The sequence below is a fragment of the Bradyrhizobium paxllaeri genome (assembly GCF_001693515.2).
Taxonomy (GTDB): Bacteria; Pseudomonadota; Alphaproteobacteria; order Rhizobiales; family Xanthobacteraceae; genus Bradyrhizobium; species Bradyrhizobium paxllaeri.
This window is the reverse complement of record NZ_CP042968.1, coordinates 7,647,882-7,662,691: the sequence shown is the minus strand read 5'-3', so window position 1 is coordinate 7,662,691 and position 14,810 is coordinate 7,647,882. Positions and strand designations below refer to the sequence as shown.

19 protein-coding genes are annotated in these 14,810 nt (G+C 62.8%); 17 read left to right on the top strand and 2 right to left on the bottom strand.

Annotation, left to right across the window (positions count from 1 at the left end; all coding sequences use genetic code 11):
• Positions 1 to 33 precede the first annotated feature (33 nt).
• Genes LMTR21_RS36690 through LMTR21_RS36680 form a run of 3 tightly spaced genes read left to right on the top strand, consistent with a single transcriptional unit; the run spans position 34 to position 1,550 of the window.
• A complete protein-coding gene (locus LMTR21_RS36690; protein ID WP_065752950.1) occupies positions 34 to 426 on the top strand; it encodes a DoxX family protein in 393 nt (130 codons plus the stop codon).
• A 10-nt stretch (positions 427 to 436) separates the two neighbouring features.
• Entirely contained in the window at positions 437 to 940 is a 504-nt protein-coding gene (locus LMTR21_RS36685) for a DsrE family protein (RefSeq protein WP_065752951.1), read from the top strand.
• On the top strand, positions 864 to 1,550 hold the full coding sequence (locus tag LMTR21_RS36680) for a redoxin domain-containing protein (protein WP_084030605.1): 687 nt from the start codon (positions 864 to 866) through the stop codon (positions 1,548 to 1,550). The genes LMTR21_RS36685 and LMTR21_RS36680 overlap by 77 nt, the downstream gene beginning before the upstream one ends.
• Positions 1,551 to 1,570: 20 nt before the next feature.
• Here the strand turns inward: LMTR21_RS36680 and LMTR21_RS36675 are convergent, their stop codons facing one another.
• A complete protein-coding gene (locus LMTR21_RS36675) occupies positions 1,571 to 2,107 on the bottom strand; it encodes an invasion associated locus B family protein (protein WP_065752953.1) in 537 nt (178 codons plus the stop codon).
• Between the two features lie 511 nt (positions 2,108 to 2,618).
• Between LMTR21_RS36675 and coxB the strand changes: the two genes are divergently transcribed.
• From coxB to LMTR21_RS36630, 9 genes are all read left to right on the top strand, one after another.
• Positions 2,619 to 3,455, top strand: a complete 837-nt coding sequence (gene coxB, locus LMTR21_RS36670) for a cytochrome c oxidase subunit II (protein ID WP_065752954.1) — start codon at positions 2,619 to 2,621, stop codon at positions 3,453 to 3,455.
• Positions 3,456 to 3,538: 83 nt separating this feature from the next.
• On the top strand, positions 3,539 to 5,170 hold the full coding sequence (ctaD, locus tag LMTR21_RS36665; RefSeq protein ID WP_065752955.1) for a cytochrome c oxidase subunit I: 1,632 nt from the start codon (positions 3,539 to 3,541) through the stop codon (positions 5,168 to 5,170).
• Between the two features lie 60 nt (positions 5,171 to 5,230).
• Positions 5,231 to 6,169 (top strand): heme o synthase, encoded by a 939-nt coding sequence (locus tag LMTR21_RS36660; RefSeq protein ID WP_065752956.1) that lies wholly within the window; start codon positions 5,231 to 5,233, stop codon positions 6,167 to 6,169.
• An 18-nt stretch (positions 6,170 to 6,187) separates the two neighbouring features.
• Complete coding sequence (locus tag LMTR21_RS36655) at positions 6,188 to 6,352, top strand: CoxF protein (RefSeq protein WP_065752957.1); 165 nt, start codon at positions 6,188 to 6,190, stop codon at positions 6,350 to 6,352.
• A 5-nt stretch (positions 6,353 to 6,357) separates the two neighbouring features.
• Complete coding sequence (locus tag LMTR21_RS36650) at positions 6,358 to 7,002, top strand: cytochrome c oxidase assembly protein (RefSeq protein ID WP_065753025.1); 645 nt, start codon at positions 6,358 to 6,360, stop codon at positions 7,000 to 7,002.
• Between the two features lie 118 nt (positions 7,003 to 7,120).
• Positions 7,121 to 8,011 carry a cytochrome c oxidase subunit 3 gene (locus LMTR21_RS36645; RefSeq protein WP_065752958.1) on the top strand — a complete coding sequence of 297 codons (891 nt, stop codon included), beginning with the start codon at positions 7,121 to 7,123 and terminating at the stop codon, positions 8,009 to 8,011.
• 85 nt (positions 8,012 to 8,096) lie between these two features.
• On the top strand, positions 8,097 to 8,483 hold the full coding sequence (locus LMTR21_RS36640; RefSeq protein WP_065752959.1) for a DUF983 domain-containing protein: 387 nt from the start codon (positions 8,097 to 8,099) through the stop codon (positions 8,481 to 8,483).
• Positions 8,480 to 9,247, top strand: a complete 768-nt coding sequence (locus LMTR21_RS36635; RefSeq protein WP_065752960.1) for an SURF1 family protein — start codon at positions 8,480 to 8,482, stop codon at positions 9,245 to 9,247. Before LMTR21_RS36640 ends, LMTR21_RS36635 begins: the two co-directional genes overlap by 4 nt.
• 99 nt (positions 9,248 to 9,346) lie before the next feature.
• Positions 9,347 to 9,790 (top strand): nuclear transport factor 2 family protein, encoded by a 444-nt coding sequence (locus LMTR21_RS36630; RefSeq protein ID WP_141688293.1) that lies wholly within the window; start codon positions 9,347 to 9,349, stop codon positions 9,788 to 9,790.
• A 58-nt stretch (positions 9,791 to 9,848) separates the two neighbouring features.
• On the opposite strand, the gene LMTR21_RS36625 is transcribed toward LMTR21_RS36630, so the two are convergent.
• Positions 9,849 to 11,201: a histidine kinase gene (locus LMTR21_RS36625; RefSeq protein ID WP_065752961.1), complete on the bottom strand. Its 1,353-nt coding sequence runs from the start codon at positions 11,199 to 11,201 to the stop codon at positions 9,849 to 9,851.
• Positions 11,202 to 11,285: 84 nt separating this feature from the next.
• On the opposite strand from LMTR21_RS36625, the gene LMTR21_RS36620 reads away from it, so the two are divergent.
• From LMTR21_RS36620 to LMTR21_RS36600, 5 genes are all read left to right on the top strand, one after another.
• Positions 11,286 to 11,930, top strand: coding sequence for a response regulator transcription factor (locus LMTR21_RS36620; RefSeq protein WP_065753027.1), 645 nt, complete (start codon positions 11,286 to 11,288; stop codon positions 11,928 to 11,930).
• Between the two features lie 19 nt (positions 11,931 to 11,949).
• Complete coding sequence (locus LMTR21_RS40470) at positions 11,950 to 12,315, top strand: hypothetical protein (protein ID WP_065752962.1); 366 nt, start codon at positions 11,950 to 11,952, stop codon at positions 12,313 to 12,315.
• 168 nt (positions 12,316 to 12,483) lie between these two features.
• Positions 12,484 to 12,696, top strand: coding sequence for a hypothetical protein (locus LMTR21_RS36610; protein ID WP_141688295.1), 213 nt, complete (start codon positions 12,484 to 12,486; stop codon positions 12,694 to 12,696).
• Between the two features lie 124 nt (positions 12,697 to 12,820).
• The gene (locus LMTR21_RS36605; protein WP_065753028.1) at positions 12,821 to 13,027 is read left to right on the top strand and encodes a hypothetical protein; all 207 of its coding nucleotides are present in this window, start codon (positions 12,821 to 12,823) and stop codon (positions 13,025 to 13,027) included.
• A gap of 230 nt (positions 13,028 to 13,257) precedes the next feature.
• Positions 13,258 to 14,529 (top strand): lipoprotein-releasing ABC transporter permease subunit, encoded by a 1,272-nt coding sequence (locus tag LMTR21_RS36600; protein WP_065752964.1) that lies wholly within the window; start codon positions 13,258 to 13,260, stop codon positions 14,527 to 14,529.
• The last annotated feature ends 281 nt before the right edge of the window (positions 14,530 to 14,810 follow it).

Sequence of the window (14,810 nt, the reverse complement as noted above, 5' to 3'; positions counted from 1 at the left end):
CTGGGGGCCGTGTCTCAACTTCGGGAGTTTTCTATGTCGGACGTTGCTATGCCTGCCGGACGCCGTTGGACCCATGTTGCCGTGTGGATTGTCAGGGGATTGCTGGCGCTGGCCTTTCTGGGGGCCGGGAGTGCCAAGCTCTATGGCGTGCCGATGATGGTGGAAGAGTTTCATCACATCGGGCTCGGGCAAGGGTTTCGCTATTTGACCGGCGGCCTCGAGGTTTTCGGCGCGATCCTGCTGGTGCTTCCGCGAAAGGCGGCTTTCGGATCGCTGCTGCTCATCTGCATCATGATCGGCGCTGTCATCACCCACCTGTTCGTCATCGGCGGATCGCCTGTCCCGGCAATTGTCCTGTTGGCGCTGAACGCGCTCGTTGCCTATTCGCAGCGTGAGGAGATTGCCTCCTTCGCCAAGGCCTTTTGAGGCCGCGGCCATGCGCCCGTCTTTCCGCCAAATAGCAAAATGGGTCGGGCTGGCGCTGACCTTCATCGTGCCGCTGGTCGTGACCCTGCTGCTGACGGAGCCGGGCTCGGCCGTCTCGAAGCCGGTGGCGAAGCCCGCTCCGCCACCGGTGCATCGGCTGGTGCTGCCGATCAACACCGACGATCCCACGACCATGCGGGCCTTGATCTCTACCTCGCTGAACCTTCCGAAATACTATCAGGAAAGGAACGAAGCGTTCACGATCGAGGTCGTCGCCTATAATGCCGGCGTTCACATGTTGCGCGCCGATACCTCGCCGGTGAAAGACATGCTGCGCGTGTTGAGGACAGTCAATGCGAACATCAGATTCGTGGTCTGCGAGGCAACCAAGCTCGGCATGGAGCGCCAGGAGGGCCGTCCGATCACGCTGATCGACAATGTCGATATCGTGCCGAGCGGACCCGGGCGTATCATCGAATTGCAGGAAGCCGGCTGGTCCTACATCCGGTCATGACAAGCGGACATCAGCCATGACGCCACATCGTAGGCTAACGCGCCGTACCGTCGTTGCAGGGCTTCTTGGGGCCGGCGCCTCGGCCGTATCCAATCGCGCCCGGGCCGGCGGCCCGCCGCCATTCGCAACCGTCCGGCATCAGTTCATCCAGCTTCGCGGCGCAAGGCCGGTCCCATCCGTGCCAATTCCCCGTCTCGCCGGCAGCCCGATCGATTTGACGTCCCTGCGAGGAAAGGTGGTGCTCGTCAATTTCTGGGCGACCTGGTGCGCCGCCTGCCGGACCGAACTGCCGATGCTGGACCGGCTGGCGGCGAGCGACCGCAGGGACTTTGAAGTGATCGCCGTAGCGACGGATCGCGACCGATCGGTCGTCGCACCGTTTGTGAAAGGGCTGAAGCTTCGCCGCCTCGCTATCGGGCTCGATCCCGATGGCCTCGTGGCACGAGCCGGCGCAAGCGGGCAGGCCGACACGCCGTTCGCGTTGTACGCCATGCCGATCACCTTCCTGATCGGCGTCACCGGGCAAGTCGAAGGCTATATCAGCGGCGAAGCGGATTGGCTCTCCGCGGAGGCCCGCCGGCTGCTCGATTATTACGCCAGCGCCGGTTGAACAGAGCTGGCGGCTTGCCCCTACGGCAGCTTGTCATACCCCTCGCCGAGCCCGTTCAGGCTGAGCGGGAAGCCGATGCCCTCTTCGGGCGTCTCGAAAATAATAAAGGTCGCGGTCTTGGCGGTCCGGAACTGGCCGAGCAGCTTTTCGTCCATCACCACCTCGGCGACGCAGCCGTTGGGCAGGCATCGAACAAAACCGGCGCGGCCGACGTCCTGGTTGTCGAGCTTCAGCCCGAGGCCGGAGGGGAGCAGCACGCCGAGGGGGGCGACCACCCGCATCAGCTTGCTCTTCTGGTCGGCGGTCTTCAGCACGATCACGGTGAGGCCCGCGTTGGAGCGGTCCTCGGCGACCACGCTCTGGATCAGCGCGCATTGCTCGCCTTGGGCGCCCGGCGGGGTGTCGCAGCGGATCTGCCAGTCGCCATGGACCGACCGCACGGCGCCTTGCGCGCTCGCCGCCTGGGTCAGGCCGAACAGGAAGGCCACGGCGAGCAGGCCGCCAAGCCAGCGGGTCGGTTCCAGGCCAGATCCTGCCTGATGTTTCGAACGCCCCATCCGGGTCGATCCTCTTGGTTTCCGGCAGCGGCCGGTGACGTTTCCGGCCCTAGCTGGCAGCACACATTGTAACTGGGTTCATCCGGACTGATACGCAATGACGGCGCCTTGAAGGCAGCCGAGAGCCGATCCACGCCGTCGAGGACCTACCGTGCCGTCAAGGACTGGGCTGGGCCCAAGCGAATCAGGTCGTCCGGGATCGCCGTGACTGTGCCTACATCCGGCAATCCGGCTGTCAAGCGGCGCGGGGTTGCGAAACGGCGGGTTTTTGCTGATTTGGCTGGAAAATCCGGCATCCGGCGAATAGCAGGTGACGCATGGCTTTGCGCCCCACTACTGCATTGCGAGAGCCTTAGAATTATGGTTTGAGAGGCTGGATTTCGACGCGTTCTAACGATCTGGCCCGGGATACTGTATCTCCGGAAGGCCGTTTGTGAGGGCGGATCGTGCGGCATTCCCGGCCATCCGGCGGGAATGCTTTGGGGATTTTTTCTAAGGGAGCGCGAGCGGCATGAAGATGTCGAGTGGCCAGATGGGCCGGCGGTTGCTGGGGTTTGCGGTGGCGGGCATGACGCTCGCAGCCGGCGGGATGGCTTTGGCGGCGCAGCCACAGCCTTGGGAAATCACGCTGCAGCCAGCTGCCTCTCCGGTGATGGAAAACATCATCAGCTTCCATAATTTGCTGCTGGTGCTGATCACGCTGATCACCCTGTTCGTGCTGGCGCTGTTGGTCATCGTGGTGATCAAGTTCAACGCCAAGGCCAATCCGGTTCCCTCCAAGACCACCCACAACACGCTGATCGAGGTGGCCTGGACGCTGATCCCGGTGCTGATCCTGGTCGGTATCGCGGTGCCGTCGTTCCGTCTGCTGTTCCAGCAGCTCGACATTCCCAAGGCCGACCTCACGGTGAAGGTCACCGGCAAGCAGTGGTACTGGAGCTACGCCTACCCGGATAACGGCAAGTTCGAGTTCGATTCGCTGATGGCACAGGACAAGCAGCCGCGCCTGCTCGGCGTCGACAACGAGATGGTGGTGCCGGTCAACAAGGTGATCCGCGTCCAGACCACCGGCGCCGACGTGATCCACGCGTTCGCCGTGCCGTCGTTCGGCATCAAGATCGACTCGATCCCCGGCCGGCTCAACGAGACCTGGTTCAAGGCGACCAAGGTCGGCATGTATTACGGCCAGTGCTCCGAACTGTGCGGCAAGGATCACGCCTTCATGCCGATCGCGGTGAGGGTGGTGACCGACCAGGAATTCGCTTCCTGGGTTGAGGCGGCGAAGAAGAAATATGCGACCAACCCGGCGAACACATTCGCTTCGGCTGGTGGCCAGGCCGCGCAGTAAGGCGCGGCCAAGGGCCAAGCAAGGGACAAGGGCGACGGGACCTGAAAGAGGTCCGAAAAGGGACTGCAAGGCAGGATTTCAAAATGGCAACGACCGCTGCGACACATCACGATCACGCCCAAGGACACGGACACGACGACCATGCGCATGCCAATCCGACCGGATGGCGACGCTGGGTCTATTCGACGAACCATAAGGACATCGGCACGATGTACCTTATCTTCGCGATCTTCGCGGGCGTCATCGGGGCTGCGATGTCGATCGCGATCCGCATCGAGCTGATGTATCCCGGCGTCCAGCTCTTCCACGAATCCCACACCTACAATGTGTTCGTGACCTCGCACGGTCTGATCATGATCTTCTTCATGGTGATGCCGGCGATGATCGGCGGCTTCGGCAACTGGTTCGTGCCGCTGATGATCGGCGCGCCGGACATGGCGTTCCCGCGCATGAACAACATCTCGTTCTGGCTGCTGCCGGCTTCCTTCGCGCTGCTGCTGATGTCCACCTTCGTCGAGGGTGAGCCGGGCGCCAACGGCGTCGGCGCGGGCTGGACCATCTACGCGCCGCTGTCGACCTCGGGCCACCCGGGACCGGCGGTGGACTTCGCGATCCTGTCGCTGCATCTGGCCGGCGCCTCGTCGATTCTCGGCGCCATCAACTTCATCACCACGATCTTCAACATGCGCGCACCGGGCATGACCCTGCACAAGATGCCGCTGTTCGTATGGTCGATCCTGGTGACGGTGTTCCTGCTCTTGCTGTCGCTGCCGGTGCTCGCCGGCGCCATCACCATGCTGCTCACCGACCGTAATTTCGGCACCACCTTCTTCTCCGCCGACGGCGGCGGCGACCCGCTGCTGTTCCAGCATCTGTTCTGGTTCTTTGGTCATCCCGAAGTGTACATCCTGATCCTGCCCGGCTTCGGCATGATCAGCCAGATCGTCTCGACCTTCTCGCGCAAGCCCGTGTTCGGGTATCTCGGCATGGCCTACGCCATGGTCGCGATCGGCGGCATCGGCTTCGTGGTGTGGGCGCACCACATGTACACCGTCGGCATGTCGTCGGCGACGCAGGCCTATTTCGTCGCCGCCACCATGGTGATCGCGGTGCCGACCGGCGTGAAGATCTTCTCCTGGATCGCCACGATGTGGGGCGGCTCGATCGAGTTCAAGACGCCGATGCTGTGGGCGATCGGCTTCATCTTCCTGTTCACGCTCGGTGGCGTCACCGGCGTCGTGCTGGCCAATGCCGGCGTCGATCGCGTGCTGCAGGAAACCTATTACGTCGTCGCGCACTTCCACTACGTGCTGTCGCTCGGCGCCGTGTTCGCGATCTTCGCCGGCTGGTACTACTGGTTCCCGAAGATGTCGGGCTACATGTATTCGGAAGCTATCGGCAAGGCGCACTTCTGGGTCACCTTCATCGGCGTCAACCTGGTGTTCTTCCCGCAGCACTTCCTCGGCCTGTCGGGCATGCCGCGCCGCTACGTCGACTATCCGGACGCGTTCGCGGGCTGGAACCTGGTGTCGTCGGTCGGCTCCTACATTTCGGGCTTCGGCGTGCTGATCTTCATCTACGGCGTGGTCGATGCCTTCGCGAAGAAGCGGGTGGCCGAGGCCAACCCGTGGGGCGCAGGCGCCACCACGCTGGAATGGACGCTGACGTCGCCGCCGCCCTTCCACCAGTTCGAAGTGCTGCCGCGCGTCCAGTAAAACGGTTATTCGCGGCGCGCCACGCTTGCGCGCCGCGGCTTTGATGAAGCGAGATAGATCTTGTCGGTAGTCGACCATAACGCCATCGATGTTCGGCCTCGGATTTCCGAGGCCGAAGTCGGCGACTACATCGCGCTGTTGAAGCCGCGGGTGATGTCACTCGTGATCTTCACCGCGCTGGTCGGTCTCGTCATTGCACCGGGCCATGTCCATCCGATCATCGCGTTCACCTCGATCCTGTGCATCGCGGTCGGGGCCGGCGCCTCGGGCGCGCTGAACATGGCACTTGAGGGCGACATCGATGCGAAGATGTCGCGTACCGCCAACCGGCCGATCCCACGCGGCCGCATCACGGCGGGCGAAGCGATGGCGTTCGGCCTGACGCTTTCGTTCTTCTCGGTGATGACGCTCGGCGTCCTGGTCAACTGGCTGGCGGGCGGCCTATTGGCGTTCACGATCTTCTTCTATGTGGTGATCTACACCATGTGGCTGAAGCGCTGGACCGCGCAGAACATCGTGATCGGCGGCGCCGCTGGCGCGCTGCCGCCTGTGGTGGCGTGGGCCGCGGCCACCGGCTCGCTGTCGATGGAGCCGGTGCTCCTGTTCCTCATTATTTTCTTCTGGACCCCGCCGCATTTCTGGGCGCTGGCGCTGTTCCGTTCCGACGACTACGCCCGTGCCGGCGTGCCGATGCTGCCGGTCGTCGCTGGTCCCGACGCGACGCGCCTGCAGATCCTGCTTTACACCGTCGTGCTGGTTGCGACCGCTTTCGCGCCCTGGCCGCTCGGCTATTTCGATGCGGTCTACGGCGTCACCTCGCTGGTGCTCGGCGCCGGCATGATGTGGCTTGCCATTGAGGTCTATCGCCACCGCGAGGGCAAGCAAGCGGCGCGTGCGACGCGCCGGCTCTTTGCCTTCTCGATCCTTTATCTGTTCGCGCTGTTTGCGACCCTCCTGCTCGAGGTCGTCGTCCGCGCTGTCATGCCTTTCTTCGGGTAGGGGGCGCATGGCGAGCGCATGGACGACAAGCAGCAGCCAGATGGAATCGTGCTCACCGAGGCGCAGAAACGAAGCCGCCGTCATCGATCGATCGCCATTGCGCTCGCGCTCGGCGTCCTCGTCGTGCTGTTCTTCGCAGTCACCATGGTCAAGGGGCCGGCTGTTCTCGTCCGGCCGATGTGATTGAGATGCAGAACGAGCCGCAGATCAGCGAGGGCAGGGCGAAAGGCGAAAAGATCGCCTCGCGCCGGACGCTGACGCGCGACGCGATGGTGGCGTCGATCTGCGGATTTGTCGTGGTGTTCATGGTCGGCGCCTCCTACGCCGCCGTACCCTTCTACGACTGGTTCTGCCGCGCCACCGGCTTCAACGGCACCACCCAGGTTGCGACCTCGGCGCCGTCAGACGGGCCGCTTGCCCGCAAGATCTCTGTGCGGTTCGACGCCAATGTCGGTCCCGGCCTGCCCTGGAAGTTCGAGCCCGAGCAGAACGAGATCGAGGTCCGGATCGGCGAGGTTGTCACCGTATTCTACACCGTGACCAACCAGGCCGCGCGCGCGACCACCGGCGTTGCGGCCTACAACGTCGCGCCGCTGACGGTCGGCGCCTATTTCCAGAAGATCAACTGCTTCTGCTTCACCGAACAGACCATGGGTCCGGGCGAGAAGCGCGAAATGCCCGTGGTGTTCTATGTCGATCCGGCGCTGGCCAAGGACAGCGAGAACGACGGGCTGAATACCATCACGCTATCCTATACCTTCTATCCCGTGCGCGATCCGGCGCCGAAGCCGGTGGCGGCCGGCGAAGGCGACAAGCGCAAGGGAAGTTTGTGATGGGAAGTTTGTGACGAGAAACCTGTGATCGCCGGCTTCCGTATCTTGGGGATGTCGGCTTTGAAATTTGAGACGAATATGTGCCGAAGGGAACGGCGCATCTAACGGAGAGACCGCAATGGCTACGGCGCACGCGAAGCACCACGACTACCACCTCGTCGATCCGAGCCCGTGGCCGGTCGTCGGCTCGATCTCGGCCTTCATCATGGCGGTCGGTGCGATCACCTGGATGCATCACATGTTCGCCGGTGCTCCGATCATCTTCGGTGTCGGCACCATCGGCGTGCTCTACACCATGGCGAGCTGGTGGGGCGACGTGATCCGCGAAGCCCAGTACAAGGGCGACCACACCCGCGTCGTGCAGATCAGCCACCGCTACGGCATGATCCTGTTCATCGCCTCCGAGGTGATGTTCTTCGTCGCCTGGTTCTGGGCCTTCTTCAATTCCGCGCTGTTCCCCGCCGACGCGGTCCACGCCACCCGCGACGCCATTTTCGGCTGCGGTCCGGGCACCGCGATGGGCGCCTGCAGCGTGCCGGGCACCTGGCCGCCCAAGGGCATCGAGACCTTCGACCCCTGGCATCTGCCGCTCCTCAACACGCTGATTCTGCTGACCTCGGGCACGACCGTCACCTGGGCGCACCATGCGCTGCTCGAGAACGACCGTCAGGGCCTGAAGTACGGCCTGATCCTCACCGTGCTGCTCGGGGCCGCCTTTACCTGTGTGCAGGCCTATGAATATGCCCACGCCGCGTTCGGCTTCTCCGGCAACATCTACGGCGCGACCTTCTTCATGGCGACCGGCTTCCACGGCTTCCACGTGCTGGTCGGCACCGTGTTCCTGCTGGTCTGCCTGTTCCGCGCCTATGCCGGCCACTTCACGCCGAAGCAGCATCTCGGCTTCGAGTTCGCCGCCTGGTACTGGCACTTCGTCGACGTGGTGTGGCTGTTCCTGTTCATCTGCATCTACGTCTGGTTCCGCGGCGCAGGGCCCGTAGCCGGCCACTGATACGGATGTGACGTGCTACAAGGGGCGGTCGGAAGGCCGCCCCTTTCGCTTTTTCTTCTCCGACAAGGGAGAGGGGAGGAGATAGATGGATCAGACGCAACCCACGCTCACCCAGAGCGCACTCCGCGGTATCGCCTGCCGCTGCCCGCGCTGCGGCAAGGGTAAGCTCTATGCGGGCTTCCTCGACCTGCGCCCGAATTGCGAAGCGTGCGGGCTCGACTATGCCTTCATCGATGCCGGCGACGGACCCGCGATCTTCATCATCATGCTGGCGGGCGCCATCGTCGTCACCGCCGCCCTGATCGTGGAGGTCAAGTATCAACCGCCGTTCTGGCTGCATGCAGCGCTCTGGCTGCCGCTGATCGCGGCGACCACGCTGCTGCCGTTGCGCTCGATGAAGTCGCTTCTGATCGCGCTGCAATTCCATCACAAGGCCGCGCCCGGCCGGCTGATCGACCGCGAGCCGAAATGAGCGCGTTGTCGTCACGGCGGCCGGCGGTGGTCGGCTTTGCCACTTTCACGCTGCTGATGGTGACGGCCTTCAGCGGGCTTGGTATCTGGCAATTGCAGCGCCGCGTCGAGAAGCACGCGCTGATCGCACGGCTCAACGAGCGCCTGGCGGCCGCGCCCGAAGCCCTGCCGGCGGCGGCGCAATGGCCTTCGCTGACCCCGGCCAAGGACGAATTCCGCCGCGTCAGCTTCACCGCGACCTACGTGCCCGTGCCGGATGCGATGGTCTACAGCGCCGGCTCCGCGGTTCGCGACGACGTCTCGGGCCCCGGCACCTGGGCTTTCCTGCCGGTGCAACTGGCTGACGGCAACAGCATCGTGGTTAATGCCGGCTTCGTCCAAAACACGATGCAGGATCGCAATCAGCAGGATCGCGCTGTGCGCCGGTTGATCACCGGTGATCCTGCGCAGCTCACCGGCTACATCCGCTTTCCCGAAAACGCGGGCGCGCTGACGCCGGCGGAGAGCGTTGCAAAACGACTTTGGTTCACCCGCGATCATCTGGCGATGGCGCGCGCGCTGGGTTGGGGCGAGAGCGGCAAGGCCGTCGCGCCGTTTTACATCGATCTGGAATCGCCCGTGCCGGAAAACGGCATTCCCAAGCCTGGCGCGCTCTCCGTGCATCTCAAGGACGATCACCTGCAATACGCCATCACCTGGTTCACGCTGGCGTTGGCAGTCGTCATTGCCTTCAGCGTGTGGTGGCGTGGCCAGCGCCACGCCTGATAGCCATCCCCCGTATTGTCCCGGTCTAGCCTGTAGGAAGGTTTGATCCGCACAATCGTTGCGGTTCCACAGTGAGAGTACCGAACAATGGGCCGTTCAATGTCTATCCATGACGATCGTCATGGCAGCAGTCATAGCGATGTGGATGGGATTGCAAATTTGGCTGAGGGTTTCGATGAAATAGCCTTGGTGGTCGACTGGCTGGATGCATGCCGGAATCGCGATCTGGCGACATTGCTCGACCTCTATGCCGACGACGCAAAGCTCAAATGCCAGTGCGGTGAGGCCAAGGTCAGCGAAGGCCGCGCCGAGCTCGAATCCTATTGGCGTCCGCGCCTCGGTGCGCTCGCACCCACCGCATTCGGGCTTGAGGAAATCATGCCGACCGCCGACGGCGTCATCCTCGATTATCTCAGTCACGAAGGAGAGCCGGTGCGCATCGCCTTCAGTTTCACGCGCGATGGAAAAATTCAGGCGACTCATTGCCTGCCGGCGGTGGTGTTGGAGCAGCCCGCCCCTGGCATGCAGGACTACGCCGGCTAGTTCCCGTTCCTCTGTTTGCAGCACATCAACCGAAGCAAGCCTGACCGGAAAACTTCCGTCAGGCCTGCTTTGCATCGCGCGCATTGGAAGCGGCGTCGCCCGCCGGAAGCCGACAACGAACACAGGTGCGCCCCGCCTCGCGCAAGAGTTCGAGCGTCCCGCTCAGCGCCCGAACACGCTCCAGCATTCCGGTCAATCCGCGGCCGAACATCCGATCCGCCGGGAAGCCTACGCCGTCGTCGGAGATTTCCACGATCACTTCGCGATCGGCGATTCTCGCTGCGACGTGCATCGCGCTCGCCTTGGCGTGGCGAAGCACGTTCGTCACCGCTTCCTGGATCACGCGATAGACCGTCTGCAACAGCGGGCCGTCGACTTCGTTCAGTGTCGCATCGATCTCCGAGGTCACCTTGAGATCGGGCGCCTGCGCTTTCGCGTTCTGCAACAGCGTGTGGATGCTCCTCTCCAGCCCAAGCTCCTGAATGTAGAGCGGCCGCAGCCGATCGAGGATACGGCGGTTCGCCTGCTGCAATGTTTCGACGGACTGCAGGATTCCTTCGGCCGCGCTCCTCAACCCGGCCTCTCCGGAGGGAATCGATTCCAGCAGCACCACGGTGTTGGCGCGGATACCGAACAACAGAGGGCCGAGTTCGTCGTGAAGCTCGCGTGCCATGTCCTGTCGCTCGTCATCCTGCAGCGACACGATTCGGCGCAGCAGGCTGCGATTATCCTGGCTGAGGCGATGCAGGGTGCGGGCGAGTTCGTTGGCTTCCTGCGCGCTCCTGCGGATTTCGGGCGGGCCAGCCGGAGGAATGAGCTGATCGTAATCGCCCATTCGCATGCGGGTCAGGCCGTCACCGAGATTTTGCAGCGGCCTCTGGGCGGAGCGCGCGGTGAAGTGGGCAATGACCCCCGTCAGCAGCATCAGGCCAATTCCGGAGCAGGCGATCGCCAGAAATCCGATCCATTTTTCATGGATGTCGGCGGACATGTCGGGCACAAACACGATGTTGCCGACCTGCTTGCCCTCGATCGTCACCGGGAAGGTGGCTCTGAATTCGGGTATGACGAGGAGGCGGATGAACCAGCCGGGCACCCTTCCCTGGGGGTCCTGCACCTCCGGAGGAGGAGCATCGGGGCCGGTTCCGAGGCCGCGAAAGCGGATGGTTTCGGAGGTGCCCAGCGATTGCACGAAGGCATCGAGCGTTTCCTGCGGATTGGCCGAGGTGCGAAGTGCCCCGTTGAGTGCGGCCGCGACGGCTCTGGCCGAGCGAGCCGCTGGCTCGGTTTCCTCCATAAGTTGCGCTGTGGTGAAGATCTGGAGCGTAACCGCTCCGGCCAGCAGCGCGGCTACGAACGTCAAGCCGAGCGGCAGCAGCAACCGCGTTCGTAGAGAAAGTCTTTCCCACATTTTCGCTATTCTAAGTTCCCGCAACCCAAGATTTCTCTTTTCAAATACCGCCAACCGCCTATTTATTCCTCAAGGGGATGGATGATGCAAAATTCCACCAGATCGGCAACAAAGGTCCTGATCGTCGACGACCACCCGGTGGTCCTGTCGGGCTGCCGGTCGCTGTTTGCGTCGGACAATTCCGTGAAGATCGAGGAGGCCACCGACGCCAAATCCGGCCACCGTGCCTACGTTACCAGGAAGCCTGATGTCACGGTGATCGATATCAAGCTTCCCGATGTGTCCGGTTTCGAACTGATGCGGCGCATCCGCAAGGACGATCCGAATGCCCGGATCATCATGTTCAGCATGAATGACGATCCGGCGTTCGTGGTTCGCGCCATCGAGATGGGCGCGCAGGGCTATGTCGCGAAGGGCGACGATCCGAGGATGCTGGTGAAGGCGGTCCGCAAGGTGGCCGCGGGAGACAATTTCATCTCGCCGCAACTGGCCGAAGCGGTGACCTTTTCGGGCGCGTCGATCAAGGCCAATCCGGCGTCGCAAATGACGGCGCGCGAACTGGAAATCCTGCGATTATTGGGCCGCGGCGACAAGATCGTCGAAGTCGCCGATGCGCTGGAGATTTCCTACAAGACGGTGGCCAACACCACCTCGCTGCTCAAGCAGAAGCTCGGCGCCAAGAACCACTCGGACCTGATCCGGATCGCCGTCGAAATGGGATTGGGCTGAGCGCCGTCTGCACCGTTCGATGACCGCTGAACCGGCCGCGCCACGCGGGCGCGACCCGTTCGTGCCGCTCGAATTCGCTTTTCGTCAGGGCAATGGGATGACGATAGGCGAATTCAGCGAAGACCTACCAATGATGATGGCGACGATGATGGCGCCACTTGTGATGACCGCGACCTCTGTACCATCCGTAGTGATGACCGCGACCGCGGTGCTTGTGGCCGTGGTGGCCGCGCCCGTGCTTGACCTGGATCACGGCGCCGTCTTCGGCGGTCAAGGGCGCGATGCCCATTCTGGCGGACGCGGACAGGGTCATTGCCAGCGAAGCAATCAATGCCGCGCCAATCAGAACGATACGTCTCATGCAGGAGTCCTCCTAATCGCTTGATCGCGATGTCAGACACAAGTTCCTGAGGATCGACTTTGTTCCATGGCACGATCACGCGGCCTGCGATCGGCGGAAAGCCGGCGGCATGATGAGGATCGCCAAAATCGGCTTGGTCACCGACGGGAAAAATTGGCAATGTGGTCCCTGACGAATGCCAAGGAGAGCTGGATGGACAGCCCGGACATAGCAGCAACCGCCTTTGAGCGGGCATGGAGCGTCTACCGGCTGATCCACAGCGGTATCGACGACAACGACGCCCGTCGTGCGGGTCTCCAGCACTTCATACGGCAGCGATGCGAGGCGGGCGAAACCGACACCGAGCTGCTGGCGGTCGAGGGGCTCAAATATCTCAAGGGACTGGAAGGGGTCCCGGAGGACTAATCCGCCGCTGCCTCACCCTGGTCTCGTCCGAGCATCCGGGAAAAATAGGAACAAGCGGTTTCCTGGCGCGTTGCCGGTTGCATCACTGGAGGATCCCGAGGAAGACGCCCTGAAGAAATTTCTGATGATCGGAACGATAGCCCTTGCCGCATCGGCGGTCGCCGGAGGCGCGGTTGCCGTCGAGTTCTACGTGGTGCGCGACGCCGCCACCAGGAAATGCACGGTGGTCGATACCAAGCCGACCACCACCATCGTCGACAACGGCACGTTCAAGACCAGGACGGAGGCCGAAACCGGCATGAAAACGATGAAGGTCTGCACAAGCAACTAAGACAGACCCTTCCAGGAGAGAGGGCCGCAGGTTCGCCTGCGGCCCTCTTCGTTTGACGCGATCGGCTTCGGTCACGCGACGTCCGGACGTGTGCGTCCTGTCGTTCGCTTGCCCTGCAGCGCCGGTTGCGCTCGCTGCCGCTCCCGAAATGGCGGGAATATGGCGGTGGTCGAAGATCAATCTTTGAGGCGAGCGCTCGAATCGTCCTGAAAACGCGCTATGAATGGACCATGGAAAAGGTCCCGCGTCCCCTGCCGTTCTCGGCATTCGAATGGCTCGTGTCCGGGCGCTACCTGCGGGCGCGGCGCAAGGAAGGCTTCATTTCCGTCATCGCCGGTTTTTCCTTCCTCGGCATCATGCTCGGCGTTGCAACACTGATCATCGTGATGGCTGTCATGAACGGCTTTCGCAAGGAGCTGGTGGACAAGATCGTCGGCCTGAACGGCCATCTTCTGGTGCAACCGCTGGAGTCGCCGCTGACGGACTGGGAGGACGTCACCGAACGCATCAGTCGGGTTCCAGACATCAAGCTCGCCGCTCCCGTCGTGGACGGGCCGGCCCTGGCATCGTCGGCGCACAATGCTTCCGGAGTCCTCATTCGCGGCATTCGCTCCGAAGACCTCAACAAGCTGGCCGCAATCGCCGGCAACATCCAGCAGGGCTCGCTGGATGCATTCAATCAGGGGCAGGGGGTCGCCATCGGCCGCCGGCTTGCCGATCAATTGTCGCTGCGTGCCGGCGATAACATCACGCTGGTTGCGCCCGATGGAGCCATCAAGTCGAAGGGCACGGCGGCCCGTATCAAGCCGTACAAGGTTGCGGCGGTGTTCAGCATCGACATGTCGGAATACGATTCCGTCATGGTGTTTCTGCCGCTCGCCGAGGCGCAGGCCTATTTCAACCGTGGCAATGACGTGAGCGCCATCGAAGTTTTCATCGAAGGCAGCCCGGACAAGGTCGACAGCTTCCGCAGGCCGGTGACAGACGCTGCGGGACGACCGGTGTTCCTGGTCGACTGGCGGCGACGGACCTCGGCCTTCTTCGCCGCGCTTCAGGTCGAACGCAATGTCATGTTCCTGATCCTGACCTTGATCGTGCTGGTCGCCGCGCTGAATATCGTGTCGGGCCTGATCATGCTGGTGAAGGACAAGGGCAGCGACATCGCCATTCTGCGCACCGTTGGTGCATCGCGTGGCTCGATCATGCGGGTGTTCCTGATCGCAGGTGCCGCGATCGGCGTGCTCGGCACGATGACCGGATTGTTGGTCGGCATGCTGGTTTGCCTGAATATCGAAGCGATCCGGCAATTCCTGTCCTGGGTCACCAATACCGAGCTGTTTCCGCCAAAACTCTACTTCCTGTCGAAGCTGCCGGCGGAGATCGATTTTGGCGAGACCGCCGCCGTCGTGGCCATGGCGTTGATCCTGTCATTCCTCGCCACGCTCTATCCTTCCTGGCGCGCCGCGCGGCTCGATCCGGTCGAAGCGCTGAGGTATGGGTGACGGTGGCGCACACCCAGATGTCGTCACCCGCGAATGCGAAGGCGGGTGACCCAGTAGTCCAGAGACAGCCGTAATTGAGCCGATGGGCCGCAGCGTACTGCATCCCCCGCATTCGCGGGGGATGACGGAGTGTGTCTCACGGTGAGGAGCGCGGCCACGCCGCGCGTCTCAAACCATGAAGCCGCTGGTCCCAAAGCACCGCGGTCTTTTCGCCCAATGCCATTTCCCCTCGGCACAAAAACGCTTTATGGTGACTCCTCGCTTCGCTAGGCGAAATCTAA

Bases quoted from the DNA above. Each gene is read 5' to 3' on its own strand.
- LMTR21_RS36600 (WP_065752964.1), top strand. From the start codon at position 13,258: ATGGAAAAGGTCCCGCGTCCCCTGCCGTTCTCGGCATTCGAATGGCTC.
- LMTR21_RS36655 (WP_065752957.1), top strand. From the start codon at position 6,188: ATGGACGACAAGCAGCAGCCAGATGGAATCGTGCTCACCGAGGCGCAG.
- LMTR21_RS36620 (WP_065753027.1), top strand. From the start codon at position 11,286: ATGCAAAATTCCACCAGATCGGCAACAAAGGTCCTGATCGTCGACGAC.
- ctaD (WP_065752955.1), top strand. From the start codon at position 3,539: ATGGCAACGACCGCTGCGACACATCACGATCACGCCCAAGGACACGGA.
- LMTR21_RS36635 (WP_065752960.1), top strand. From the start codon at position 8,480: ATGAGCGCGTTGTCGTCACGGCGGCCGGCGGTGGTCGGCTTTGCCACT.
- LMTR21_RS36645 (WP_065752958.1), top strand. From the start codon at position 7,121: ATGGCTACGGCGCACGCGAAGCACCACGACTACCACCTCGTCGATCCG.
- LMTR21_RS36690 (WP_065752950.1), top strand. From the start codon at position 34: ATGTCGGACGTTGCTATGCCTGCCGGACGCCGTTGGACCCATGTTGCC.
- LMTR21_RS40470 (WP_065752962.1), top strand. From the start codon at position 11,950: ATGACCGCTGAACCGGCCGCGCCACGCGGGCGCGACCCGTTCGTGCCG.
- coxB (WP_065752954.1), top strand. From the start codon at position 2,619: ATGAAGATGTCGAGTGGCCAGATGGGCCGGCGGTTGCTGGGGTTTGCG.
- LMTR21_RS36675 (WP_065752953.1), bottom strand. From the start codon at position 2,107: ATGGGGCGTTCGAAACATCAGGCAGGATCTGGCCTGGAACCGACCCGC.
- LMTR21_RS36625 (WP_065752961.1), bottom strand. From the start codon at position 11,201: ATGTGGGAAAGACTTTCTCTACGAACGCGGTTGCTGCTGCCGCTCGGC.
- LMTR21_RS36680 (WP_084030605.1), top strand. From the start codon at position 864: ATGTCGATATCGTGCCGAGCGGACCCGGGCGTATCATCGAATTGCAGG.
- LMTR21_RS36650 (WP_065753025.1), top strand. From the start codon at position 6,358: ATGCAGAACGAGCCGCAGATCAGCGAGGGCAGGGCGAAAGGCGAAAAG.
- LMTR21_RS36630 (WP_141688293.1), top strand. From the start codon at position 9,347: ATGTCTATCCATGACGATCGTCATGGCAGCAGTCATAGCGATGTGGAT.
- LMTR21_RS36640 (WP_065752959.1), top strand. From the start codon at position 8,097: ATGGATCAGACGCAACCCACGCTCACCCAGAGCGCACTCCGCGGTATC.
- LMTR21_RS36610 (WP_141688295.1), top strand. From the start codon at position 12,484: ATGGACAGCCCGGACATAGCAGCAACCGCCTTTGAGCGGGCATGGAGC.
- LMTR21_RS36605 (WP_065753028.1), top strand. From the start codon at position 12,821: ATGATCGGAACGATAGCCCTTGCCGCATCGGCGGTCGCCGGAGGCGCG.
- LMTR21_RS36685 (WP_065752951.1), top strand. From the start codon at position 437: ATGCGCCCGTCTTTCCGCCAAATAGCAAAATGGGTCGGGCTGGCGCTG.